A 24,860-nucleotide genomic window follows, 5' to 3' on the forward strand; every position below is an offset into this window, starting at 1 on the left:
ATTTATCGCTAAATAGGGGTTAGGAACGATGGGCTTTCCAGAGAAAGCCCATCTCAGTTTAAATCTTCGGGATTTTTATGAAATTTCTTCTTTCTATTTCCAAAGCAATCGATGCATTGATTGGTGCTATTGGTAAGTTAGTCACATGGATTACACTTATCGTGGTGCTTATTAGTGCGGGTAATGCGATTGTACGTAAGACATTCCACCTTAGTTCAAATGCATGGCTTGAGATTCAATGGTATTTATTTGGTGCAATTTTCTTATTGGCTGCAGGTTATACCTTTTTGAAAAATGAGCACGTGCGTGTGGATATTATCAACCAACGCCTATCAGAACGTACGCAAGTATGGATTGATGTGATTGGTGTACTGTTCTTTATGCTACCAGCATGTATTTTGATTTGCTACTTAGCGATTCCGTTCTTTGAGGTAGCATTTGTGTCTAATGAGCAATCATCAAATGCAGGCGGTCTTGTGCGTTGGCCTGTGAAGTTATTAATTCCGGTCGGTTTTTTCTTATTGTCTTTAACAGGTATCTCTCACTTAATCAAATGTTTGGCTTTCTTAACAGGGCATGGTCCTAATCCATTACGCCAGAAAGAAAGTGATGTGACAGCCGAAGAGGCATTAGCACAAGAGATTGCCGCTCGTGAAGCAGCGAAACAATAAGGTGGATTAACATGGAATTTTTAATTGCAAATATGCCGCCGATTATGTTTACGACATTAATCTGCTTCTTGTTATTGGGCTTTCCAGTAGCATTCTCATTAGCGGCAAATGGTATTTTATATACCGTCTTAGGTATTTATTTTGGTGAGTTCACTTTTGGGTTTATTCAAGCATTACCTGAGCGTGTATTTGGTATTGTACAAAATGACTCTTTATTAGCGGTACCATTCTTTACATTAATGGGGCTGATTTTAGAGCGCTCTGGTATGGCAGAGGACTTACTCGAAACGATTGGTCAGTTGTTTGGCCCAATTCGCGGTGGTTTAGCCTATGCCGTGGTGTTTGTAGGGGCGATGCTTGCTGCAACAACAGGGGTGGTGTCCGCTTCTGTGATTTCAATGGGCTTAATCTCACTCCCCATCATGTTGCGCTATGGCTATGATCGTAAATTAGCCACGGGTGTCATTGCGGCGTCAGGTACGCTGTCACAAATTATTCCGCCGTCATTAGTGTTGATTATTTTGGCAGACCAAGTCGGTCGTTCTATCGGTGATATGTACCGTGGTGCGATGATTCCTGGCTTGATGCTAACAGGTGCATATATCCTCTATATTATGATTATGACGCTTATTAAGCCAAAATCAGCGCCAGCGATTCCTGAGCAAGATCGTATCTATCGTGAGGCAGATGGATCATCAGGTCTCAAATCATTATTAGTATTGACAATTTTAGCTAGCATAGGTGCTTATTTTGCCGTTGGTCAGCTATTATCTGAAAAATCTCCAGTCGATGAGCGTATTGTCGTGTCATTGCTCATTTGGGGTACGATTGCTTTTGTGGTGGCAGTGGCTAATAAAGTACTTAAATTAGGTCTTTTATCGAAGATTGCTGAACGTGTGGTCTTTGTGATGATTCCGCCATTGTTCCTCATCTTCTTAGTACTCGGTACCATCTTTATTGGTGTTGCTACACCAACAGAGGGTGGTGCAATGGGTGCCGTAGGCGCTATTTTACTTGCCTTAATGCGTGGTCGTTTGAATCTAAGCTTACTTAAACAAGCGATGGATACCACCACAAAACTCACTAGCTTTGTTATCTTTATCTTAGTGGGTTCGACAATCTTTACCTTGACCTTTACTGGTTTTGGTGGTCAGCATTGGGTTGAGGGCTTATTCTCTGCTTTACCAGGCGGTGAGACAGGTTTCTTAATCGTGGTGAGTATTGCAACATTCTTATTGGCATTCTTCTTAGACTTCTTTGAGTTAGCCTTTATTATTGTTCCTTTATTAGCGCCAGTCGCTGAGAAAATGGGTATTGACTTGATTTGGTTCGGTGTGTTGTTAGCTGTCAATATGCAAACATCATTTATGCACCCACCATTTGGCTTTGCTTTATTCTTCTTGCGTTCAGTCGCACCAAAAGAGGACTACAAAGACAAAGTCACCGGTCAGATGATTCCTGCCGTGAGTACAGGTGATATTTATCGTGGTTCTATCCCATTTATTATCATCCAGCTTATTATGGTGGCCATTGTGATGATTTTCCCATCCGTGGTAACACACTATAAAGGTACTGGTGCGACAGTCGATCCGAGTACAATTGTGATTGACGGTGGTGGTAGTGGCTATGGAGATGATCCTTATGGCGGTAGTGAAGAAAATAAACCGGCATTCTACTGATAGGTAGTTTCTTTAGCTATAATGCAAAGGCGGGCAGTGATGTCCGCCTTTTGTCATAAAGAGAGGATCTAAGAGGATGCAAACAAAAGTCAAAATGTGTGGTTTACGTCGTGTAGAGGAAATACAGCTTGCCCATACCTTAGGTGTAGATGCCATCGGGTTTGTGCTCTATCCAGCCAGTAAGCGTGCTTTAAGTCTTGATGAGGCAATCGCTTTACGATCATCTATCGCGACACCTATGCAGTTAGTGGTACTCGTGGTCAATCCAAGTGTTGATGAGGTGAATGAGATTATCCGCCGCGTAAAGCCAGATATTATTCAATTTCATGGCGATGAAAGTGGAGAATTCTGTGAGCAGTTTGCTTATCCTTATTGGCGAGCAGTACGCGTTGGGGCGCCAGAATTGTGTACGGCAGATGAGCTTAAACACTATATGGCACAGTATCCCAATGCGCAAAAATTTCTTTTTGATGCCTATAGTAGTGGGCATTACGGTGGTTCAGGAATTCGTTTTGATTTAGGTATCCTTGATGCCTTAGAACTCGATGTACAACGCTATATCATTGCGGGTGGTATCAATATCAGCAATGTGGATGAGGTTTTGGGTAAATACCCCTTTATTGATTTAAGTAGTGGTATTGAGGAAGAGGCAGGAATAAAGTCCCTCACTAAAATGAGAGACTTTATGGCGTATATCCATGCTCAGACAACAGACAATACGGTGTGATAATGGTGTTGTATAGCTCCGCGTCGATTATCAATGGACATTATGCAGAGGGCTGCTCATCATTGATTTCAATGGTTTCTTCGGCGATAGGAGGCACAGGGAGAATAGAAATCTTATCCTGTGCGGTTTTATAAGCAGGTCGTGCTTGGATAGCCTCAATAAAATAATAAATATTTGGATGACTGTCCTTATTAACCAAGCCTCTGTTTAAGAGCGTCTCAAGGACATAACTGAGTTGAATATCTGCTAGACTAAAGTAACTATCACAAATCCAACCATGCTGACTAAGCGTGCTTTCAATAGCTGTACATTGTTCTTGTAGCGTACTTTCTGCGGTCTGAATGACAGCCGTGTTAATTACTTTCTTGAGAATAGAGCGTGCAAAGAAAGGGACACGTGTATTGGCTAGTTTCTCACCAGCGAGAAGCTTTTGTAAAAGAGGAACCAATAATCCTTCTGTTTGATAAATCCACTGCTGATGCTCAATATAGCCGATAGAGCTGATAGGTGGACGTAAGCCTTTGCGGTCATATTTGTTCAGGAGATACTCTGCAATTGCCACAGTACCCACAATAATGTGTGAGTCGTCTTTAAGCGTGATAATACAGGCACTCGCTAATGGGTGCGTACTGCTATCTAAAGTAGACGGTGAAATATCGTAAGCTAATTGTAACTCTTCTAATAACCACACGCTACGATAAGCACCGGGGGCATTGACATGATAAAGCGTAATCATAATTCCTCTACCTATATTTTTTAAGTCACCGTATTTTACGCTAAAAAATAATGAAACCCTAGTAAAAACAATATTTTAGATATAAAAAAATTGTGAATAAGAAGAAGGGGTATTAGGGGGGTATCGACTTTATAGCCTTATTTATTTTAAGGTTATTTAGATAAAAAGCTATAAAAAATATTTTAAATATCACTTTTAATCATATATCTTGGTGGTATTTGTGATAATATGTAAAAATTATAAGTAAATAATAAAAAATTATAAAGATAGATAAATTTTTAGGACGATTTTAATTAAGGCTTTTTGCCTGTGAATTCTTAAGCAGTAGTTAATCCATTTAGGCAGTGGTTATTATTTGGGAGGATAATATGAAACGATTGCTTTCTTTAACAGCACTGGCGGCATTTTTGTTGCCAATAGGGGCTCAAGCACAAGATGCTCAATCTATCGAAAGAGGTAAACAAGCTTCTATGGTATGTGCCGCCTGTCATATGCCCGATGGACGAGGCTCAGTCGTCCCTAATGTCGAAGCAAGACCTCGTATTACAGGATTAGATCCTGTATATTTTGTCAAGCAATTGCAAGACTATAAATCGGGTGCGCGCGATAACGCGTCGATGAAGCCCATGGCAACGATGTTGTCAGATAAGCAGATGCAAGATGTTGCCAATTATTTTGCTAGCCTACCTGTTGTGCATGATGTTGCTCAGCCAGCATCAGAAGATATGATGAAATTGGGTGAGCGTCTAGTTAAGCTTGGTGAGTGGGATCGCTTTATTCCAGCTTGTGTATCCTGTCATGGTGCAGAGGCACGCGGTGCAGGTGCGAATTTTCCTAATCTAAATGGTCAGCCAGCGGAGTATACCGAACAGCAATTAATCGCTTGGCAGAAAGGGACACGTAAGAACGACTTGCTTGGTCTAATGAAACCAATCGCAGAGCGTTTAAATGAAAACGAGATTAAAGCATTGGCAGCATGGTTTGCTGCACAACCAGCTCAGAAATAATCGGGAGGCATCATGTTAAAAAAAATATCTGTATTAGCGACCGTATTGGCAAGTGTATGGGCATTTAATGCTCATGCCGTACAAATCTCTAAAATGGGTAAGGATCTGACTGCTGAAGAGCGTGAGACGTTACGTAAGATGTTGCCTAATTTGCCAGAGCCTAAAGACGATGAGTTTGTGCATATTCCACCGACGATGGATGATTTAGAAGCTTCCAAAATGCATCCTAAACTCAAAGAAACCATCCGTCGTGGTTATGATTTGTTTATGAATACGCAGCAATTACGAGGTAAAAACGTATTTAATAATATGAACTGCGTGAGCTGTCATATGGGAGAGGGGCGTCGTCCTTTTGCTGGACAAATCTGGCCAGCAGCGGTATTTTTACCTAATTATCGTCCTAAAAATGACCATGTTAATACCTTAGAAGAGCGTATTGCAGGTTGCTTTAGCTACTCGATGAATGGTAAACCACCAGAGTATGGTAGTGATGATATGGTGGCTTTAGCGGCGTATCATCAATGGCAAGCTAAAGGTGTACCAATGTATCCGGGCGTAAAAGTGTATGGACGTGGCTATCCTAAACTTAAAGACCCTAAGCAAAAACCTGATTTCGCTCGTGGTAAAGACCTCTATATGAAGAACTGTGCTGCCTGTCATGGTGAAGACGGTGCTGGCTTAGTCCAAAACGGTAAAGTGCAGTTTCCAGCCTTGTGGGGAGATAATTCCTTTAACTGGGGGGCAGGTGCTGCTCGTATCTTTACGATGGCGGCTTTTATTAAATACAATATGCCATTGGGACAAGCGCCTAGCCTAACAGACCAAGAGGCATGGGATATTGGACAATTTGTTAGCTCGCAAGAGCGTCCTCAAGATCCTCGTTATACAGGTGATGTAAAAGAAACGCGTGCGAAGTACGAGGAAACATTCCATAAGCATTCGCTTTATGGTACAGAGGTTAATGGTAAATTACTGGGTGATCATAGCAATACAGGTGGCAAGGATTTCTTAAAACCTGATGTCTTACGTCCTCGTGATTTTTCAGGTAAAGCAGCTCAATAAAGTATCTATTTGATTGATGACTGGTGTTTGTCAGCCTCTACCGTAAAGCCTATTCTTTATGGTAGAGAGGGCGCTAAAGCATCCATTACCGCTATCGTAATGGATGCTTTTTTTATTAAAGGAGAGCTATCTGGCATAGATAGCTCTCTTAGATAGGACGATGTCTTTCTGAGTCTACGAGTCGGTGTTTTCGGCTAGGTTCTGATAAAATGCTTTTGCCAAAGGCATAGAGTGAATAATGAATAGGAGAAAAAGTCATATGCAGACGTGGACAGAGGCGATTGGCTCAGAAAAGCAAAAAACCTATTTTATGGAGTTATTGGCACGCGTAAAAGCGGCACGCCAACATGTGACTGTGTATCCTCCAGAGAGCGATGTCTTTAATGCATTTCGTTATACAGAGTTTGGCGATGTGAAGGTCGTCATTTTAGGACAAGACCCTTATCATGGTCCGGGGCAAGCGCATGGTCTTGCTTTTTCTGTTCGTGATGATGTCGCTATTCCTCCCTCATTAAAGAATATTTATAAAGAATTACAAAACGATATTGAGGGATTTCAAATTCCCATGAATGGCTATTTAAAACCTTGGGCAGATCAAGGCGTATTGCTATTAAATACGGTATTGACTGTCGAGGCAGGGCAAGCGAATTCTCATGCTAGTTGGGGATGGGAGCAGTTTACTGACCAAGTGATTAAAGCGCTAAATATGCATAGAGAGGGATTGGTATTTTTATTGTGGGGTAGTCATGCCCAAAAGAAAGGGGCATTTATTGATACCTCAAAACATTTGGTCTTAAAGAGTGCTCACCCATCACCTTTGTCCGCCCACCGAGGATTTCTGGGAAATCGTCATTTCTCAACAACGAATGCTTATCTCGTTGCTAAAGGCAAGAAACCGATTGACTGGATTTTGTCGTAGCGCAGTAAAAGAGTAGACTAACTAGATTTATTTTTTGATTAGAAAATTATTTTATGTTGAATTTAAACTAAAATAGTTTTTTAAATTCAATTAGTTACTTATTATTTTTAGTTAAATTCCACTAGGATAAATTCATCCAATGTGGCTTCTACGAATATCTTTTCTTTATTGACTCTTTCAAACTAAGAACTCCTCATCACTACTATTAAGGAGTTCTTATGTTATTGCCATTTTCATCTTTTTTATCAGAGTGTAGTAGCAGTAAAACAGCGCATTGGCGAGGGATAGCACACCGTACAGCACAAGGTATGGTGGAGTATATCATCGTGGTGGCGTTGGTTGCAGTGGCGGCGATTGGGGTGTATCAACTTTTTGGACAGGTGGTGCGTTCACAAACAGCCGCTATGGCAAAAGAGTTAGCAGGCGAAGACGGTTCTGCCGAATCACAAAATGCACAGACAGCGGCAGAAAATGCGTCAGCACAGACAGCGGCTAAATCCCTAAAAAGCTTTACAGGCAATGCCTCCGCAGGGAATTAGTCATGTGTAAAGCGGCATACCTCGATCATCGACAAGGACAAGTGTTAGTCCTCGGTTTAGCCATGATAGCGGTGCTTATCTTGGCATTTCTCGGTATGTACCGTAATGGCGTACTGATAGGTGCTAAGGTCAAGCAAACTCACGCTGTGGATGCGGCTAGTTATTCTGGTGCATTGATACAGGCTAGAGCATTGAATATGCAGGCCTATATCAATATTGCGCAGATTGGTCATCAAATGGCAATGGCGCATTTAGTGACCCTAGGGTCTTGGGCGAAATGGGCGAGTACCAGTGGACGCTCATTGTCGGCGAATAATCCGCCTGCGTGGGTGATTGCTACGCATTTTGGTGCGACACATGGGCAGTCTTATCGACGAGCAGGTGCCGCTTTATCACTTTCTACGATTGCTCACCAACATCAGGCCTTACACCAGCAATTTATTAAGCATGACGAGATTGTGGAGAAAGTCTTGGCAAGAGTAAGCTATGCCATACGAGATACGATGGAAAATGCTCGGGATAAGGCCATTAATGAAGTGTTAAAGGCAAACTATCCTGATATGACGGTTGATAGAGAGGGGAGTCTAGGCACTTGGTTACAAGGGCAGAAAGAGCAGGAGGGGCAGCATTTATCACCGTCTTTGTCTTGGCGTTTAGATAGTCCAGATTATTCACGATTTAGTGCTGTGTTTAAGCCTCGCGCAAATTATCGGTCGCTATTGTTTGAAGTGAGTGAGTTATATAAGTTTTTAGGCGACCGTGACTTCACCCGCAAAAGCCTATTACCCGTGAGTGAGCGCTGCCCGCATTTACGGCATGAATTACGTCGTCGGGGTAGTACCTTTTTAAATGATCAAGGCAATTGGCAGTCGATGGATACCCAGTCTTACCATGCCTTACGCTCTAATCGGTGGATTGGGTGCTATTTTCGTGAATACCCCATGGGCTGGGGATGGGTGCCAGGACAGTCTAATTCTGTGCCAGAGGGAATTGACTATACCGAAAATCCTCCCGGAGATTTTTCCTCTGATGATTTTTGGCGCTGGGTCAATAAGGCTACGCAATGGAATATTTTAAGCGGTGATAGTAATCCTTTAGCCAACTCTCGTGCGATTAGTGAGCGTCATCGTTGGTCAGGGGGTGGTGTAGTTCCTTATGTCGATATTGTGAATGCCAAACAGCAAGCCAGTCTGAACTTTACCTTATCGCTCAAACAAACATCGCTTAATGGTCATCAATTAGTGACACGTAGCCGTGCGGAGACATTTTTTGAGCGTCCTAGTTATCGCCAAGATAAGCGACAAGAAATGGCAAATCTTTGGCATCCCTATTGGCAAGCACGTTTGATTGGTCTAGAGGATTAAGCTTTAGAAGGAGAGAACAAAATGGATAGGAGGATACAGCTGCAGGACGTTATACGACAAGCGTATGCTGATAATCTGCCGTATCGGCAAGCTCAAGCTATCGCAGAGAGTTTAGTGCTTTTTCTGATTTTATTAAGTTTATTTATCGCTATTCCGTGGTTGGGTAGGCTGCTTGATATTCGTCAGCAACAAGATAACGCGAGTCGTTATGCGGCTTTTCAATGGACAAGACAACTAAATGGGATTGACGAGCCAGCCATCAAAGATAAGTTCTTTTTTGATAAAGCACATCGTTGGCAAGATCGTCAAGGACAAAAAATTCTCCAAAAAGAGAATGTACTATTGCAAATTAATAGGGAGCAGCAATTAAGCAATTTGGCTCAAGCGGCACAGCAAGCCAGTCATGCGCAGACCTTACGAGAACAATGGAATTTGCAAGATAAAGGGATTGTCTCCGCCGTGGTTAAGGTTTTACCAATGTATAGCGCAAAAGGAAAGGCGATGACGGAACTAAATGCAGAGATGGGTTTTTTAGAGCGATTAGTGATTCCTATGCAACGACAGACCGCGATTTTAAGTGATGCAGGGCATAGTGAATCGGATTTAGCAACACATCAACGGACGGGGCAATCTGCATTGGCATGGCGAGATAGCGCAGAAGATGCTTATGCATTAGGTCGGCATATTCAGCGATATGCCGCCCCCGTGGAGGGATTTCATCGAGCAGAACCTGTTTTTGACTGGTTAATGCCATGGACGGGACGTTTACCTAAGCATCATTTGAGTGGGGGGCAGTGAGATGAGATCACGGTTGAGAGCAATGATAAGGATGAGTTTAATAATGAGTAGTGTCTTTTCTATGCCTGAGGCTATGACTAAACCCTTAGTCAATTCAGGTCCTGCATTGTTGGAAAAATTAGGAATTCAGCAGGTGGCTTTATTGAGTGATGGACATTATTTCGGCTTACCGCAAACCGTATGGGGATTTACAGCACAGCAAGGATTTAAGCAATTACTCCAACAGCTAGAAAAAAATCCTCAGCCTTTTCAACAAATTGAGGTATGGGGAGGACAGTTTTTATTGAGTGGAGAAAGAGAATCTCAGCAAGTCGTACTTTGGATAAAACGCCATGCAGAGAATCAGTTTTCCGGTACCTTGACCTTATGGGGAATCCAGCAGGATAAGTCTACCAGTGGGCATGAGAATATTTCATCAATAGTAGCACCGACTGTATCAGGTTTGAGTCAGCTACCCATAGATGCTCAAGTGCTATTAGATATGAGTACCGAACAGCCCAATAAGGCACGTCAATGGATTTATCTATTGCCTTTTACTATCGATGAGGCTCAACGCTGGTTAAGTCAGTTGCTCAATCATCAGCATTGGCGCGAATTGTCAGCAGAGAGTGGCTTACAAGTCTGGCAACGTCAGCATGAGCAGCTTCAGTATCGTCTAGAGGATATTGAGGGTAACACTGCGCTGTATGTCGTAAAAAAGCATATCAAGAAATCGCTTGTATCGAAATAAAGAAGACGTAAAGGAGGTTTTATGCGGATACAACTCACCAAGAAAACGATAGTGTTGATAGGGTTGGCTTTAGTCGCAGGGATATTTGCCGCTTTATCAGCACAACAATATATTCAAAACCGTATTCAAGAAATTGAAGATAAGGCAAAGGTCAGTACGGTGCCTCGCATTGTCGCGGCCTATGATTTACCTGTTGGAACTAAGATTGAATCTGCTCATGTCGCCGTGAGAGAGATTCCTAGCGATTGGGTGGTTAGTGGCAGCCTAAAGCCTGAAGAATTTATTCATATTGAAGGACAGGTGATTACTGTCGCCTTAAAACGCGGTGATCCCTTGCTATGGGCCAATACCGCCACCGTTAGTAAAAGACCTTTTTCTGAGCGTATTCATCTAGGACGACGTGCCGTGACGATGCCTGTGGATAGTATTAATTCGGTGTCGGGCATGCTAGTACCAGGAGATTTGATTGATTTATACGTCTCTTTTGAATACCGACAGCGTCAAATTACAGCACCACTTTTACAAGGTGTCTTGGTGATGGCAACAGGACAACAAAGTCGGCAGAGTGAAGCAGGGGAAGCACAAAGTTTTTCAACTGTAACGCTAGATGCTGCACCAGAAGATGCCGCCAAGCTTGTCGCTGCTCGCCAAGCAGGTGTCATTACTGCGTTATTACGTAATCCTAATGATGATAAGGCTAGTCAAAAAGCCATTCGAGGGGATTTAGCCACTATTTTAGGCTTAGCAACACCACCACCGGTCATCAAGAAAAAACCTGCGATTGTATATGGAGATCAGCAACAACGCCGGTTACCCGCCTTAGCTATTAATAAAGAAGCAGAGGAAGGAGGGGCGACAGTTCAACGTGGGGTGATTGATGTACCTCATCAAGAGGATATTGTGAGTGCATGGATTAATTCTTTACCGCAACCTACACCAGAGCAATTACAAGTAATTGAGTAGTTTTACTAACAGGAGACCAATATGTTAAATCAAAGGATAAAAAAGGTGGCTATAGGGATTTATGTGTTGATGAGTAGTGTAGTTACATCAGTCGCTAATGCAGAGGTACAAACGCCTATTAAGATGCAAATTGGTGATATTAAAGTGATTGCGCTTGAACGTATTGCTCGTGTGGCGGTGGGGGATAGTAAAGTGCTCAATGCCAATACCGACGATGATAAGGAGTTAGTACTCTTTGCACGTGCTGAGGGGCAAACCACCTTAGAGGTTTGGAATACGGAGGGACAGCGACATAGTTACTTAGTGGATATTCGTTCAGCCAAAGCGCGAGAGATTAAGGAAGATATTCGTCGTATGTTAAATAAGATTCCCAATGTTAAAGCCTCTATTGTGGGAGAAAAAGTCATTGTTGAGGGAGATAGATTAAGTGATGCCGATCGTGAGCGGGTTCAAAAACTACTTTCCCATTATCCGCAAATTGTGGATATGAGTAGTCAAATAGGTTGGGATGATATGGTGATGATTGATGTGCAGATTTTAGAGATGCCACGTCACTATATGCAGGAGTTAGGGGTGAAATGGGCATCACAGACGCAAGGGGGCTTTCATCTGGGCGCCGCTTTTGACGCTAAAAGTCAAGGTTTATTAAGTCATCCTGCGGAGGTTTTTATGGAAACAGCGCTAGGTGGTAAAGCCGTATATTCAGGCTTAAATGCCGTATTGAGCTCTTCTATCCAAGCGATGGCAAGCCAAGGGCAGGCCGTAATTTTAGCGCAACCTCAGTTGATGGCACGTAGTGGGGCGACGGCTGAGTTTTTAGCAGGAGGCGAAGTTCCTTATTCGGTATCGGATGGCAATGGTAATACACAAACGATGTTTAAACCTTATGGTGTGAGTTTATACATTACGCCACGAATTGAGAAAAATGGCATTATTCGTTCCAAAATTAATGTGGAAGTCAGTGCCGTCGATAGTTCTTTAAGTCTTAATGGAGGGCCTGCTTTAAAAACCAGAAGAACCTCTACCGAGTTTAATGTGAAATCTGGTGAGCCTTTAGTACTATCGGGGTTTATCTCGCGTGACCAAACACAAGGCATGGAGCGCTTACCAGGGGCAAGTGATATTCCTATCTTGGGTGAATTATTTCGTTCTCGAAAATTCCAACAAAATGAAACGGAACTGGTGATTATTGTGCGTCCTATGGTCATGTCTGCACAAAATCATCAACTACAAAAGCGGGTGATGCGTAGTCAAGCCATTATTGATAGTAGTTTTGAAGCAGAGCCTTTGATAAACGTTGATTTACTTCCTAAGAATGCAAAGTTTGCGATTGTCAAAAAAGCACCTGTGGTTAAGCCGTTGCCCGTCACAAAGTCCACCAAACCGACCAAGCGTCAGTCAAGACACGGGAGGTAATCATGCAAATTGATGTTCGTTTTGAAGATGGTCGAGAGACATTATTGACATTAACTTTCCCCTACCGAGTTGGGCGAGCCAAGGATATGAATTTTGTAATCAAGTCATGGCGTGTGGCAAAACACCATGCCAACTTTATTCAGCGTGAGGGGGCTGTGTATATAGAAGATCAGGGCGCTTTAGCAGGAACCTTACTTAATGGTGAGCGAGTCCATTTAGGTGGGCCGCTTAAAGTGCGAGATGAAATTATTATTGGTCCTTGCCTGATGACAATTGTGTCTTTGGAGGAAGTAGTAATCAATCCTCCTGCGGTAGCTTATGAGCAAACGCAACCGTCTCTTGTCACACAAGTGCAAGAAAGTGCAGCAGTGCCATTATGTAAGCAAGCATTTAGGCGAGATGGGTTTATTCAAGAGAATGGTCTTTATGCTAAAGCGCAGAAAAGTCATGAGGGATATAGACTATCAAGTCAGCGACAGCAAAGAGAGATTGCCCATCGACAGCGCTTACATAGTAGTGTATTGGAGCGATTGGATTTGCGTCGTCGCAATATTGCCGAGATGAGTGATGAGGCTTTGCGTAGTGAGGTAGAGGCAATTCTCGATAAGATTCTTGAACAAGATGTAGAAATAGAGGCGGAGTTTGATAGAGCACAATTAAAACAAGCTGTTTTAGATGAAGCAGTCGGTTTAGGTCCGTTGGAACCGCTATTAAAAGATGCCTCTATTACCGAGATTATGGTTAATCGTTTTGATGAAATTTATATCGAAAGAAAAGGCTTATTAGAAAAAACATCAACGGTGTTTAGTAGTGAAAAAGCGGTGCTTGGGGTGATTGATCGTATTGTGGCACCCATCGGTAGACGAATTGATGAAAGCTCTCCTATGGTAGATGCCCGTTTGCCTGACGGATCGCGTGTCAATGCTGTGATTGCGCCGATTGCGTTAAAAGGAGCTAGTTTAACGATTCGTAAATTTGCCCAACATCGGCCACAAATGCAGGAGCTAATTGACTTGGGTTCATTAGATTATGCGATGGCAAGCTTTTTAGATTTGTGCGTGAAATACCGTATGAATATGATTATCTCTGGAGGGACAGGGTCGGGTAAGACAACGTTATTAAATATTCTGTCTCATTGTATTCCAGATAATGAGCGTATTGTCACTATTGAGGATGCCGCCGAATTGCGATTGAATCATTCACATTTGGTGAGCTTAGAAGCTAGACCTGCCAATATGGAGGGAAAGGGAGCGGTATTGATTCGTGACCTTGTGCGTAACGCCTTACGTATGCGTCCTGACCGTATTATTGTGGGGGAGTGTCGAGGGGCTGAGGCGTTTGACATGCTTATGGCGATGAATACCGGCCACGAAGGCTCCTTGACGACTTTACATGCGAATTCCACTAGAGATGCTTTATCACGCTTAGAAACCATGATTATGACGGCGAATATGGATTTGCCATTGCATGCGATTCGCGAGCATATCGCCAATAGTATTCATTTCATTGTGCAGCAGACACGGCTATCCAATGGGAAACGTGTAATTTCTTCTATTGCTGAAGTGGGTGGTTTGGAAAGTGGCGTGATTAAAACGCAGGAGTTGTTTGTGTATGAGCGCACAAAACATACAGGAGCATTTGTGGGGAAAGGGATTTTTCCTTCAGCATTTGAACAATGGCGTGAAGCAGGCGAAAGTATAGATATGGACTTATTTAATCAGCGTACGGTTTTAGCGAGCAGTGAAGGAAGAACGTTGTCATCATCAGCTAGCTGAGTGGATAAAGCATTCGTTTAACTATTCGAGGTATGTATTAAGGGCGTTGTGAGAGTATTGAGGGCATTGATGTCGTTAAGGAGGTCATTATGTTGGGATTGGCATTGATTTGCGCCATTATCTGTTTGAGTGTGCTGTTTTTTTTGGGTTTGCGAGCATTTAATCATGCTTTGTTAGCTTATGAGGAGCGGTTTAAAGGTCAGGCACAAAGGAATATGGCAGAAATTTTTCTCTTTTTTGATCCTTTGCAAGTTTGGAGTGCTGCCGTACTATGTTGTGTGAGTACGATGATTATTGTCTGGGTTTTAAGTCTTAATTTAATGCTTTCTCTTATGTGTGGACTTGTTTTGTTAGTACTGCCGCCTTTTGTATTTCATTATCTTAAGCAAAAGCGCTTAAAGCTTTTTATTGAGCAATTACCCTTGATGTTAAGCATGTTGTCTTCTGCTTTAAAAGCAGGATCTGGTGTACAGAGTGCTTTAAAGACGGTGGTGCAAGAGGCTCCAGCACCTTTATCTCAAGAGTTTGGTTTGGTGTTGCGTGAGCAAAGGTTAGGGCTTTCGTTTGATGAGGCTTTATCGAATTTGAGTGTGCGCATGCCGACAGAGGCGACATATCTCGTGGTGTCTTCGCTCAAAATAGCTGCTCAAACAGGAGGTAATTTGGCAGAAGCATTGGAGCGTGTTGCTAATACCTTACGTGCAGTTAAACAGATTGAGGACAAAATTGAGGCTTTAACAAGTCAGGGAAAATTCCAAGCCAAAGTGATGGTGTGTTTACCTATTGTTTTAATGTTTGTATTAAATATAGGTGATGTACAAGTGTTGTCGATGCTATGGACAACCTCTACTGGGTGGTGGGTGCTGGCGATTATTATGTTGCTAGAGATAAGTGGCATTATCTTTATTCGCAAAATCGTTAAGGTGGATATTTAAGCCTCGCCATATTTTGACAATCTCTATTCGCTAATACTGAATAAATTTATATGTTTATTATATGTTTAATACGTATTAATAATATGTTTATTTAATTTGAAATCAAGAGGGATATAACAAGGAGGGGGGTTCGTGTTATTTATTATTAGTGTGCTATTTTCCGCCATATCACTCAGCTTTTTAGTGTATGTGCTACTAAGTCCTAGCCTTAGTGATGAGCATCAACAGACGACTTATTTTAAACATTTTCGGTGGTTGTTCCCGTGGGTGAATGTCTTGAGTTTGTTGGTGATGCCGTTTTTGTCGTGGCGGTATCAAAAAAATATCGAAAAATTGATTGAAACTGCAGGTTACAAGGATAAGGTCTGGCTAAAAGAGATTGTGGGTCTGCAGGCAGTGGGTGGCATGGTGGGTATGGGTCTGTGGGGGATTTTATGGACACAAATCACGTTGCACTATGGATTAGGCTTATTGGGAGCCATAACAGCAGCATGGATAGGAGGATATTTACCGATAGCTTGGCTTAAGCGTAAAAGACAAGCGCGTAAGCTGGACATGCTTAAAGCGTTTCCGTTTTTTTTGGATATGGTGACATTATGTGTTGAAGCAGGCTCCAATTTGCAGACGGCGTTGATGGTCGCCATGCAAAGTATGCGTGAATGTGCTTTACGTGATGAATTGCAACATGCGATTAATGATATGCGGACAGGGACGGGGCGAATTGAGGCTTTAAAGGCAATGGCGGTACGTTGTGATTTAGCTGAGGTAAAGCAATGGGTGAGTAGCTTAGCACAGGCTGAGCTGTTGGGGACGAGTTTGGGGGTGGTATTGAGGGCACAGTCAGATCAATTCCGCCAAGAGCGATTTTTACGTGCCGAAAAACAAGCTGCCAAAACCCCTGTGAAATTACTCTTTCCATTGATATGTTTTATTTTTCCTTGCACATTCATTGTGATTGGTTTTCCGATTGTAATGAAATTACTGGCGATGGACTTATTTTAGATAGGAGTGCATTCGATGAGAATTACCTCGGCGATAAGCTTTTATCAGCGTTTAATGGGCTTATTAAATAGGAAAGACTTATCGCAAGATGAAGGGATGTATTTTCCTCACTGCAATGCGGTGCATACTTGTTTTATGCGTTTTCCAATTATGGTGGTTTTTTGTCGTTCAGGTAAGGTTGTTCAATGTCATCCCTATGTTAAACCTTGGCGATTTTTGCGCTGTGCAACAGCGGATAGTGTATTTGAGTTTGCGGTCTATAGGAAGGCGGGTGACAGTAAGCGACAAACCGATAGGGAGCATTTTTCTTCAAGGCAAATCGTGGAGCCTATGTCTTTTCAGTTGTATCAGGAAGTGCAAGTAATTATCGATGGCTTCTTCTTGGTGTCTGAGTAAACCGTTTTTCTTGGGGATTTCCCCTAAAGTTAGAGAAAGTCGCTAGGTGATAGAAGGGCTTTATCTTATACTTGAGAAAGTAGTTGATGTATTAATAAAAGGAAATCAAAGGAGTACGAACATGACTTTTAAAGCAGCCTTAGACGACTTTAAGTTTAATTTAATGGATATGGGCTTGTTAAAGTCTGTGCAGGCATTGCCGGGTTTTGAAGAGGTGACTGATGATGTTGTCTTGGCTGTTTTAGAAGAGAACGCTCGTTTTGTAGAAGAGCAGATTGCGCCATTAAATGCGGTGGGTGATAGAGAGCATGCGCAATGGTCCAATGGTCAGGTCAAAACAGTCACAGGCTTTAAAGAGGCATTTAAGGCTTATACGCAAGCAGGTTGGCAAGCTTTACAGCATGATGTGAATTATGGTGGACAAGGCTTCCCTAAAACCATTGCAGCAATTACATCAGAGAGCCTACATTCGGCTAACCTGTCTTTTGCGCTTTGTCCATTGCTGACAGATGGTTGTGTAGAGGCGATTTATCAAGCAGGGAGTGAAGAGCAAAAACAAAAATATATTCCGCCTATGCTTGAGGGACGTTGGACAGGAACAATGAATTTAACTGAACCACAAGCAGGTTCAGATTTGGCTTTATTAAATACCAAAGCAGTAAAACAAGCTGACGGTACTTATCGCATTAGTGGTCAAAAGATTTTTATCACCTATGGCGAGCATGATATGGCAGAAAATATTGTCCATCTGGTCTTGGCGCGCACGCCTGATGCTCCTCCTGGTGTAAAGGGAATTTCTCTTTTTATTGTCCCGAAGTTTTTGGTCAATGAGGATGGTTCACTAGGCAAACGTAATGATGTATGGTGTGCCTCTATTGAAGAGAAAATGGGAATCCATGCCAGTCCTACGACGGTCTTAATTTACGGTGATAACAAGGGTGAGGTAGGAGAAGGTGCGATTGGCTATCTTGTCGGTGAGGAAAATGCGGGTCTTGCTCATATGTTTGTGATGATGAATGAGGCACGTTTTAATGTGGGGGTTCAAGGGTTTGCCTTGTCTGAGCGCTCATATCAACAGGCATTAGCGTATGCACAAGAGCGTGTCCAAGGCAATGTAGAGGGGAGTAAAGGTGCTGTGCCTATTATTCAGCATCCTGATGTACAGCGCATGTTACATACCATGCGCGCTTTGACACAAGGTGCTAGAGCGACAGCGCTTTATACCGCTATGCATCAGGATTTAGCGCATCATCATCCAGATATAGAACAACGTAAACAATTTAAAGCGATTCAAGAATACTTAGTGCCTATTGTTAAAGCGTTCTCAACTGAAATGGCTATCGAGGCAACATCACTGGGTGTCCAAGTCCATGGTGGTATGGGTTTTATCGAAGAAACCGGTGCTGCGCAACATTTCCGTGATGTGCGTATTACGGCTATTTATGAGGGAACGACAGCCATCCAAGCTAATGATTTTATTGGTCGTAAAACTTTGCGTGATGGCGGTGCTGTGGGCAAGTATTTTGTGGCTGAAATGCAAAAAACAGTTGCGGAACTACAAGCGAGTGGTAATGAGAAATTGGGCTTTATTGCACAACAGCTCGAGCAGGCCGTGAAGGCTTACCATGTGTCTATTGATGAAGTTTTGGTGATGGCTAAAGAAGGAGCCATGAAAGCAGCATTTAGCGGTAGTGTACCGTTCTTAATGCTGGCGGGGTATGTGCATGCAGGTTGGCATTTAGCAAGAGCTGCTTTAGTGTGTGAGGGCAAGTCAGCGCCGTTTTACCAAACTAAGCAAGCAACAGCGATATTTTATGCTGCACATTTATTGCCTCGTGTCACGGCATTAGCGGCTACGCTGAAGTCTAGCAGAATAGTGGCAGATTTAGGCTTTACCGAATAAACGAGTACTAAGCGTTATTGATTATTCTTCATCAGGTTATATCCTCCGAGGTGCGTCTATCGGTTCTAATCGGATAGGCGAACCAAGGAGTGATGGTCAGTTTAGTATTCGATACACGGTATCATGGTATTGAGGAGTGGTCACTGGTTTAGTATTCGACAAGCGTACCAAGGAAGAGTGTAGTTGGGATAATACTTGCCCACAATAAAGCGGTAATGGCATCACCATAGTAAGGATTAAGTTTGCTTAGTAAGGCATGAAGATCTCTACGTAAGCCACGAGTTTGAGTTGTGCGGACATGTGCCCAATCTTCTAGGTATCGACGAGATACAGCAGGTGATTGTGACGGCTTAATCAGTGAATAAGGTGAAGCATGATGGGTAGTGTTGTTTGAGCGCTTAGAACCTGCATATACTGTGTTATTCATTGTATTCATCATCAGTCCCTCTGTCTAAAAGAGATAAATTTAATTGGTTTATAATGGGTTTATATAGTCTCTATAAAGTAGGCTAAAGTCTGTATAACGATATGACTGTATAAAGCGAACTTTATAGGGTCTTAACTATATAAAACTATGTAAAGTAGGCGCCATCTACCTGTCTATTAGCTCACCAACAGGTAGATGGATAATCAGGACCCTAAACCTGATTGCCTGTTGTCGCGACTATGCTTACGACATTTATTACTGTATATTCAACCAGTACTATTTGCAAGACATTTTATCCAGTACTGGATAAATATTTTTTTGATGTTGTTTTTTTTAAACAGTTCCCTTTTTTAAGCCATAAGGTCTGACATGAAAGGCAATAATTTGGAATAATGTGTTGGAAGTGCTTGAATATACAAGAGAAAAAAGCTAAACTAAAAGGCTAAGTTTTACCCATCCTCTGGCAACTACCATTCTTAAAGGTAAGAGCGGTTATAGATAGATGTCATATCTTTTTATATCAATGTTAGGGTTGCGAATGATGGCATTGAAGGAAAATTCATGAACTTAATTCAAAAACTAGAGCAAGAAGAAGTTGCTCGCTTAACAGAAGGTAAACCAGTAGTTGAGTTTGCCCCTGGTGATACAGTCGTTGTAAATGTAAACGTAGTTGAGGGTAACCGTAAGCGTCAACAGGCTTACGAGGGTGTTGTTATTGCTAAGCGTAACCGTGGTTTAAACTCTGCGTTTATCGTACGTAAGATTTCTTCTGGTGAAGCTGTTGAGCGTACATTCCAATTGTACTCTCCACAAATCGCTTCTATCGAAGTAAAACGTCGTGGTGCTGTTCGCCGTGCGAAACTTTACTACTTACGTGATCGTTCTGGTAAATCTGCTCGTATTAAAGAGAAATTATCAGCTCGTAAAGCTTAATATTAAGCTTAATGTGAGAGGAAGCACCTGCAATAGTGGGTGCTTTTTTTGTATCTAGTATCTATTTTGTATTGTCTGGGTATATGGCACTATCAACTATTCGACACGGCAATCCGACATTTGACCCTCAGGCACAAGAAGCTTTTCAAGCCAATCAAGGCTTATCTGTATTGCCAATGGAGAGAATGAGTATCGCTTTTATTCAAAAGGCATTGAGCTCCCCGCAATTGGTTTCTTTGGATCCTATTATTGAGCGTTGGAATCATGAAAAGCGTCTTATTCATGCGCAGCAACCTTATGCGGAGGCAGCGACCTTAATGTTGCTTGTGGAAAAAGAGCAGGGGGTCGAGATGTTGCTTACACGTCGTGCTATGCACTTAAAAAAGCATAGTGGTCAAATTAGTTTCCCAGGAGGACGCATTGATAAAGAAGATGCATCGGCAGAACAGGCTGCATTGCGTGAGACATTTGAAGAGATTGGTATAGCGTCAAACTCTATTCAGTTACTAGGACAGCTTCCTGACTTCTTTACAGGGACAGGCTTTTTGATGAAACCTTTTGTTGGGATGCTTAAGCCGGATTATGTTTTATCTATTAACCGAGAAGAAGTTGATGAAGTGTTTTCAGTACCCTTGTCCTTTTTATTAAATCCCAATCACCATTTCTTGCATAAAGTCACCGTGGATGAGGGGTTGCGAGAGTATTTTTCGATGCCATGGCAGGATTATTTTATTTGGGGAGCCACCGCTGCGGTTATTCGTAACTTGTATCATGTTTTGGATGTATTCGAGGTGTAGTTAAACCTTAGTGATTATCCCCCACTTCACTTTACCCCCAGTTTCTTAGCGAGTTTGTGTAAGTTACTCGCATCAATATCCAGTATTTTGGCGGCGGCTGTCCAGTGATACTGGGTGTGCTCTAAGGCAGTTTTAATTAGCGTATATTCAAATTGTTGCAAAAGCGGTTTTAGTGGGCCGAGTGAGGGGGTATGAGTAGAAATTTGAATGGTGTGCCGATCTTCCTGTGATGGTGTTGCCGCTACAGCATCTAACGCTAATGCGTGATGTTCTGGATGTATATCTAAGTAGCGAGCTTCTAAAGTCGCAATTTCTTGGCGGTTAATACCAGAGGCGGTGATTTTTAAAGCCGCTCGACTAATAATATGCTCGAGTTCTCGTACATTGCCCGGCCAACGGTATTGCATCAAGAGCTGACTTGCTTCAGGACTCAGACGGATACCACGCAAGCCTAGGCGTACACGGTTTTGTTCTAAAAAATGTCCGGCTAAAAGCAGAATATCTTTATCGCGTTCGCGAAGGGCGGGGACTTGAATTGGGAATACCGATAGTCGATGATATAAGTCCATACGGAAACTACCATCCTCAGAGGCCTTGAGTAAGTCACGATTACTGGCGGCAATAATGCGAACATTAACGTGATGGGTTTGGTCGGAACCTAGGCGTTGGATTTCGCCATTTTGTAATGCACGAAGTAGTTTGGATTGGATAGGAAGGCTTAGTTCTCCAATTTCATCTAAAAAGAGTGTGCCTTTGTCCGCGACTTCAAAACGCCCCGCACGTTCATGTGTTGCACCTGAGAATGCGCCTTTTATATGTCCAAAAAGTTCACTTTCGGCTAATGCTTCGGGTAGGGCAGCACAGTTGACAATCACCATCGGTTGAGCGTGTCGCTTAGAATGTGCATGGATATAATGCGCAACTAAGTCTTTACCCACACCGGTTTCTCCGCTAATGAGGACAGGCACTTCAGCATCAGCTACTACATGAATATCATCGAGTAAACGTAATACAGCAGGGCTATTACCGATGATTTTTCGACTATTTTCAATATTGTGAGGTAATTCGATGGTACTAAAGTGGTGGCGTTCATCCAATTGATGTTCTAAGTCCGCCACCCGAATAGTGGCTTCTAAATAGGGTAAATACTCTTTGAGTAAGGCTTTTTTATCTGTGGTAAAGGTATTGACCATTGCATCCAGAGTCAAAATCCCCCACAGTTGTTGGTTAATATGGAGTCTTATGCCCAAGCAATCATGGACCAGTAGTGGCTCCCCGGGGCGCGTGTTGACCAGACCGTCATAAGGATCAGGTAAAGGAGAGTGGTGGTCAAAATGTACTAAGTCTGTGGTATGGACGATAGTGGATAGACGAGGATGTTCATTCAGTGAGAATTGTCGTCCTAGTGTATCGTGACTTAATCCCTCAGCGGCTACCATGAAGAGTGTGTCGTTATGTAGGCGCAATAGACCCACAGCGCTACATTGGAAAGCTACTTTAATCGTATTGACTAAACGACTTAAGCGCTGGGTAGGAGAAAGTTCAAGGGATAAATCCGCAATAAGGGAATGGATAGTCAAGGTAAAAATAACCTAATAGGTAAAAAATACCCATATATTATAAGGTAAAAAATACCTTGCTTGCTGTAAGTGATTGAAAATAACTTAAATAAAAGTTGGCACGCTATTTGCTTATAAAAAGATGACGGCACTATAAAAGTGCATTGTGACTGCTCATAAGCAATGACAATACGCTAATGGCGCCACTCAATGTTTCATATCGCAGTAGATATTTTTAGGAAAAGTTATGGGAAATTATAAAAAGCTGTGGTTTTGGCTTATAGGTATCTTAATCGTTACCTTTTCAATCTTAGGGTACTTTGGTGCCGATGTTTATCGTAATGCGCCACCGATTCCTGCTCAAGTAAAAGTTGAGGCAACAGGTGAGGTGTTAATGACGCGCGAAGATATTTTGCAAGGTCAGTCGGCTTGGCAAAGTACAGGCGGTATGCAAAACGGTTCTATCTTTGGTCACGGTGCTTATCAAGCGCCAGACTGGACAGCGGACTGGTTACATCGTGAGTTAGTAACTTGGATGAATTTGTTATCGCAAGAGCGTTTTGGTGTATCTTATGAGCAAGCAAATGAAGAGCAAAAAGCTATTCTAGAAGCGGCTGCGAAAAAAGAGTATCGCACCAATACTATCGATGCGAATGAGGTAGTGACAATTTCTGCTCGTCGTGCTCAAGCGATGAAGATGACTGGCGAATACTATAAAGGTCTTTATGGTGATGAGCCTTCATTAAATAGTACTCGCGAAAGCTTTGCGATGAAAACTAACACGCTTGCGGATCCTGCGCGTCGTGATAAATTAGTGAATTTCTTTTTCTGGAGTACATGGGTTGCGGCCACAGAGCGTCCAGGATCTGATGTGACATATACCAATAACTGGCCACCAGAGTCAATTATTGATAATGTACCTTCTGCAGAAAATGTTATCTGGTCAATTATCAGTGTGATTCTTTTAATTGCAGGGGTAGGTCTATTAGTATGGGGTTGGGCATTCTTAAGCAATCATGCTGAAGATGAAACACAAGCACCAAAGATGGATCCTATCACGACATTTAAATTAACACCATCACAAAAAGCCTTAGGTAAATATGCTTTCTTAACGGTGGCATTATTTGGCTTTCAAATGTTAATGGGGGGTGCCGTTGCACACTATACGGTAGAAGGTCAAACATTCTACGGTATCGAATTATCAAAATGGTTCCCTTATTCTTTATTACGTACATGGCATTTACAAAGTGCGGTACTATGGATTGCGGCAGGTTTCTTAACAGCCGGTCTATTCTTAGCGCCGATTGTGAATGGTGGTAAGGATCCTAAGGGTCAAGCATTAGGTGTGAATGTATTATTCCTTGCTTTATTGGTGGTAACGGTAGGCGCTTTTGTAGGTAACTACTTAGCGATTGCAGGTCAAATGCCAGCAGAACTTAACTTTATGTTAGGTCATCAAGGTTATGAATATTTAGACTTAGGTCGTGTATGGCAGTTTGCTCTATTCTTGGGCATTGCTTTCTGGTTATTCTTAATGGCACGTTGCCTTGTTGGTGCATTTAAACAGGGTGGTGATAAAAACTTACTCGCGCTCTTTACTGCGTCTGTTGTGGCTATTGGTCTATTCTACGGTAGTGGTTTATTCTATGGCGAACACTCAAATATCGCGGTAATGGAATACTGGCGTTGGTGGGTGGTTCACCTATGGGTAGAGGGCTTCTTTGAAGTATTTGCAACAGCGGCTTTAGCCTTTATCTTTAGCTCAATGGGTTTAGTATCACTCCGTATGGCAACAACAGCATCATTAGCTTCAGCATGCTTGTTTATGCTAGGTGGTGTACCAGGTACTTTCCATCACTTATACTTCACTGGTGCAACAACACCTGTGATGGCGGTAGGTGCAAGTTTCTCTGCTTTAGAAGTGGTACCTTTAGTGGTATTAGGTTATGAAGCTTTTGAAAACTGGAGCTTACGCAACCGTGCGCCATGGATGGCAAACTTACGCTGGCCTTTAATGTTCTTTGTAGCAGTGGCTTTCTGGAATATGTTAGGTGCGGGTGTGTTCGGCTTTATGATTAATACACCAGTGGCTTTATTCTACTTACAAGGTCTAAACACAACAGCCGTTCACGCACACGCAGCATTATTCGGTGTGTATGGTTTCCTTGCTTTAGGTTTTGTATTACTCGTATTACGCTATATTCGTCCAACGATGCAATTTAGCGATGGTTTAATGAAAGCCTCTTTCTGGGCATTGAACTTAGGTCTTTTAGGTATGATTGCGACCAGCTTATTACCTATCGGTTTATATCAATTCCACGAGAGTGTTAGCGTAGGTATGTGGTCTGCACGCGGTGAAGCCTTCTTACAACAAGACTTCCTTGAAAATTTACGTTGGATTCGTACGATTTCTGACGTGATCTTCTTGGTCGGTGGTTTTGGTGTGGCATTACAAGTATGTAAAGGTGTATTCTTAAACCGTGCGCCAAAATAATCACGATTCATCTTAATCAGTGATATTC

Annotated in this window: 23 protein-coding genes; 20 read left to right on the top strand and 3 right to left on the bottom strand. The window is 42.5% G+C overall.

Annotated features, from left to right (window positions below; all coding sequences use genetic code 11):
- The first annotated feature begins 77 nt into the window (after positions 1 to 77).
- From HKX39_RS04055 to HKX39_RS04065, 3 genes are all read left to right on the top strand, one after another.
- Positions 78 to 671, top strand: a complete 594-nt coding sequence (locus HKX39_RS04055) for a TRAP transporter small permease subunit (RefSeq protein WP_171680035.1) — start codon at positions 78 to 80, stop codon at positions 669 to 671.
- An 11-nt stretch (positions 672 to 682) separates the two neighbouring features.
- Complete coding sequence (locus HKX39_RS04060) at positions 683 to 2,350, top strand: TRAP transporter large permease (protein ID WP_171680036.1); 1,668 nt, start codon at positions 683 to 685, stop codon at positions 2,348 to 2,350.
- A 76-nt stretch (positions 2,351 to 2,426) separates the two neighbouring features.
- The gene (locus tag HKX39_RS04065) at positions 2,427 to 3,077 is read left to right on the top strand and encodes a phosphoribosylanthranilate isomerase (protein ID WP_171680037.1); all 651 of its coding nucleotides are present in this window, start codon (positions 2,427 to 2,429) and stop codon (positions 3,075 to 3,077) included.
- Between the two features lie 40 nt (positions 3,078 to 3,117).
- Here HKX39_RS04065 and HKX39_RS04070 read toward each other — a convergent pair whose 3' ends face one another.
- The gene (locus tag HKX39_RS04070; RefSeq protein WP_171680038.1) at positions 3,118 to 3,813 is read right to left on the bottom strand and encodes a glutathione S-transferase family protein; all 696 of its coding nucleotides are present in this window, start codon (positions 3,811 to 3,813) and stop codon (positions 3,118 to 3,120) included.
- Between the two features lie 368 nt (positions 3,814 to 4,181).
- Here HKX39_RS04070 and HKX39_RS04075 point away from each other — a divergent pair, with 368 nt between their 5' ends.
- The 14 genes from HKX39_RS04075 (at position 4,182) to HKX39_RS04140 (ending at position 18,622) form a co-directional block, all read left to right on the top strand.
- Positions 4,182 to 4,820 (top strand): c-type cytochrome, encoded by a 639-nt coding sequence (locus HKX39_RS04075; RefSeq protein ID WP_171680039.1) that lies wholly within the window; start codon positions 4,182 to 4,184, stop codon positions 4,818 to 4,820.
- A 12-nt stretch (positions 4,821 to 4,832) separates the two neighbouring features.
- Positions 4,833 to 5,882 (top strand): c-type cytochrome, encoded by a 1,050-nt coding sequence (locus tag HKX39_RS04080; RefSeq protein WP_246226021.1) that lies wholly within the window; start codon positions 4,833 to 4,835, stop codon positions 5,880 to 5,882.
- 259 nt (positions 5,883 to 6,141) lie between these two features.
- Positions 6,142 to 6,801 carry a uracil-DNA glycosylase gene (gene ung / locus HKX39_RS04085; protein WP_171680040.1) on the top strand — a complete coding sequence of 220 codons (660 nt, stop codon included), beginning with the start codon at positions 6,142 to 6,144 and terminating at the stop codon, positions 6,799 to 6,801.
- A gap of 308 nt (positions 6,802 to 7,109) precedes the next feature.
- A complete protein-coding gene (locus tag HKX39_RS04090; RefSeq protein WP_171680278.1) occupies positions 7,110 to 7,340 on the top strand; it encodes a hypothetical protein in 231 nt (76 codons plus the stop codon).
- A 2-nt stretch (positions 7,341 to 7,342) separates the two neighbouring features.
- Positions 7,343 to 8,704 (top strand): Tad domain-containing protein, encoded by a 1,362-nt coding sequence (locus HKX39_RS04095; protein ID WP_171680041.1) that lies wholly within the window; start codon positions 7,343 to 7,345, stop codon positions 8,702 to 8,704.
- Between the two features lie 21 nt (positions 8,705 to 8,725).
- Positions 8,726 to 9,502, top strand: a complete 777-nt coding sequence (locus tag HKX39_RS04100) for a pilus assembly protein (RefSeq protein WP_171680042.1) — start codon at positions 8,726 to 8,728, stop codon at positions 9,500 to 9,502.
- Between the two features lie 43 nt (positions 9,503 to 9,545).
- A complete protein-coding gene (locus tag HKX39_RS04105) occupies positions 9,546 to 10,232 on the top strand; it encodes a hypothetical protein (RefSeq protein ID WP_171680043.1) in 687 nt (228 codons plus the stop codon).
- Between the two features lie 21 nt (positions 10,233 to 10,253).
- Positions 10,254 to 11,195 (top strand): Flp pilus assembly protein CpaB, encoded by a 942-nt coding sequence (gene cpaB, locus HKX39_RS04110; RefSeq protein WP_171680044.1) that lies wholly within the window; start codon positions 10,254 to 10,256, stop codon positions 11,193 to 11,195.
- A gap of 69 nt (positions 11,196 to 11,264) precedes the next feature.
- On the top strand, positions 11,265 to 12,611 hold the full coding sequence (locus HKX39_RS04115) for a type II and III secretion system protein family protein (RefSeq protein ID WP_246226023.1): 1,347 nt from the start codon (positions 11,265 to 11,267) through the stop codon (positions 12,609 to 12,611).
- 2 nt (positions 12,612 to 12,613) lie between these two features.
- The gene (locus tag HKX39_RS04120; RefSeq protein ID WP_171680046.1) at positions 12,614 to 14,386 is read left to right on the top strand and encodes a TadA family conjugal transfer-associated ATPase; all 1,773 of its coding nucleotides are present in this window, start codon (positions 12,614 to 12,616) and stop codon (positions 14,384 to 14,386) included.
- Positions 14,387 to 14,475: 89 nt separating this feature from the next.
- Entirely contained in the window at positions 14,476 to 15,321 is an 846-nt protein-coding gene (locus HKX39_RS04125; RefSeq protein WP_171680047.1) for a type II secretion system F family protein, read from the top strand.
- 132 nt (positions 15,322 to 15,453) lie between these two features.
- The gene (locus tag HKX39_RS10780; protein ID WP_171680048.1) at positions 15,454 to 16,323 is read left to right on the top strand and encodes a type II secretion system F family protein; all 870 of its coding nucleotides are present in this window, start codon (positions 15,454 to 15,456) and stop codon (positions 16,321 to 16,323) included.
- A gap of 15 nt (positions 16,324 to 16,338) precedes the next feature.
- Complete coding sequence (locus HKX39_RS04135) at positions 16,339 to 16,719, top strand: DUF192 domain-containing protein (RefSeq protein WP_171680049.1); 381 nt, start codon at positions 16,339 to 16,341, stop codon at positions 16,717 to 16,719.
- A gap of 121 nt (positions 16,720 to 16,840) precedes the next feature.
- The gene (locus HKX39_RS04140) at positions 16,841 to 18,622 is read left to right on the top strand and encodes an acyl-CoA dehydrogenase family protein (RefSeq protein ID WP_171680050.1); all 1,782 of its coding nucleotides are present in this window, start codon (positions 16,841 to 16,843) and stop codon (positions 18,620 to 18,622) included.
- A gap of 148 nt (positions 18,623 to 18,770) precedes the next feature.
- Here the strand turns inward: HKX39_RS04140 and HKX39_RS04145 are convergent, their stop codons facing one another.
- Positions 18,771 to 19,049, bottom strand: a complete 279-nt coding sequence (locus tag HKX39_RS04145) for a hypothetical protein (RefSeq protein ID WP_171680051.1) — start codon at positions 19,047 to 19,049, stop codon at positions 18,771 to 18,773.
- Positions 19,050 to 19,610: 561 nt separating this feature from the next.
- On the opposite strand from HKX39_RS04145, the gene rplS reads away from it, so the two are divergent.
- A complete protein-coding gene (rplS, locus tag HKX39_RS04150) occupies positions 19,611 to 19,982 on the top strand; it encodes a 50S ribosomal protein L19 (RefSeq protein ID WP_171680052.1) in 372 nt (123 codons plus the stop codon).
- A gap of 83 nt (positions 19,983 to 20,065) precedes the next feature.
- The gene (locus tag HKX39_RS04155) at positions 20,066 to 20,779 is read left to right on the top strand and encodes a CoA pyrophosphatase (RefSeq protein WP_171680053.1); all 714 of its coding nucleotides are present in this window, start codon (positions 20,066 to 20,068) and stop codon (positions 20,777 to 20,779) included.
- Positions 20,780 to 20,805: 26 nt separating this feature from the next.
- On the opposite strand, the gene norR is transcribed toward HKX39_RS04155, so the two are convergent.
- Positions 20,806 to 22,359 carry a nitric oxide reductase transcriptional regulator NorR gene (gene norR / locus HKX39_RS04160; RefSeq protein WP_216605042.1) on the bottom strand — a complete coding sequence of 518 codons (1,554 nt, stop codon included), beginning with the start codon at positions 22,357 to 22,359 and terminating at the stop codon, positions 20,806 to 20,808.
- Between the two features lie 226 nt (positions 22,360 to 22,585).
- Here norR and HKX39_RS04165 point away from each other — a divergent pair, with 226 nt between their 5' ends.
- A complete protein-coding gene (locus HKX39_RS04165) occupies positions 22,586 to 24,832 on the top strand; it encodes a nitric-oxide reductase large subunit (protein ID WP_171680054.1) in 2,247 nt (748 codons plus the stop codon).
- Positions 24,833 to 24,860: the final 28 nt, after the last annotated feature.

This window comes from Pelistega suis, assembly GCF_013133795.1.
In the GTDB taxonomy this organism is placed as follows: Bacteria; Pseudomonadota; Gammaproteobacteria; order Burkholderiales; family Burkholderiaceae_B; genus Taylorella; species Taylorella suis.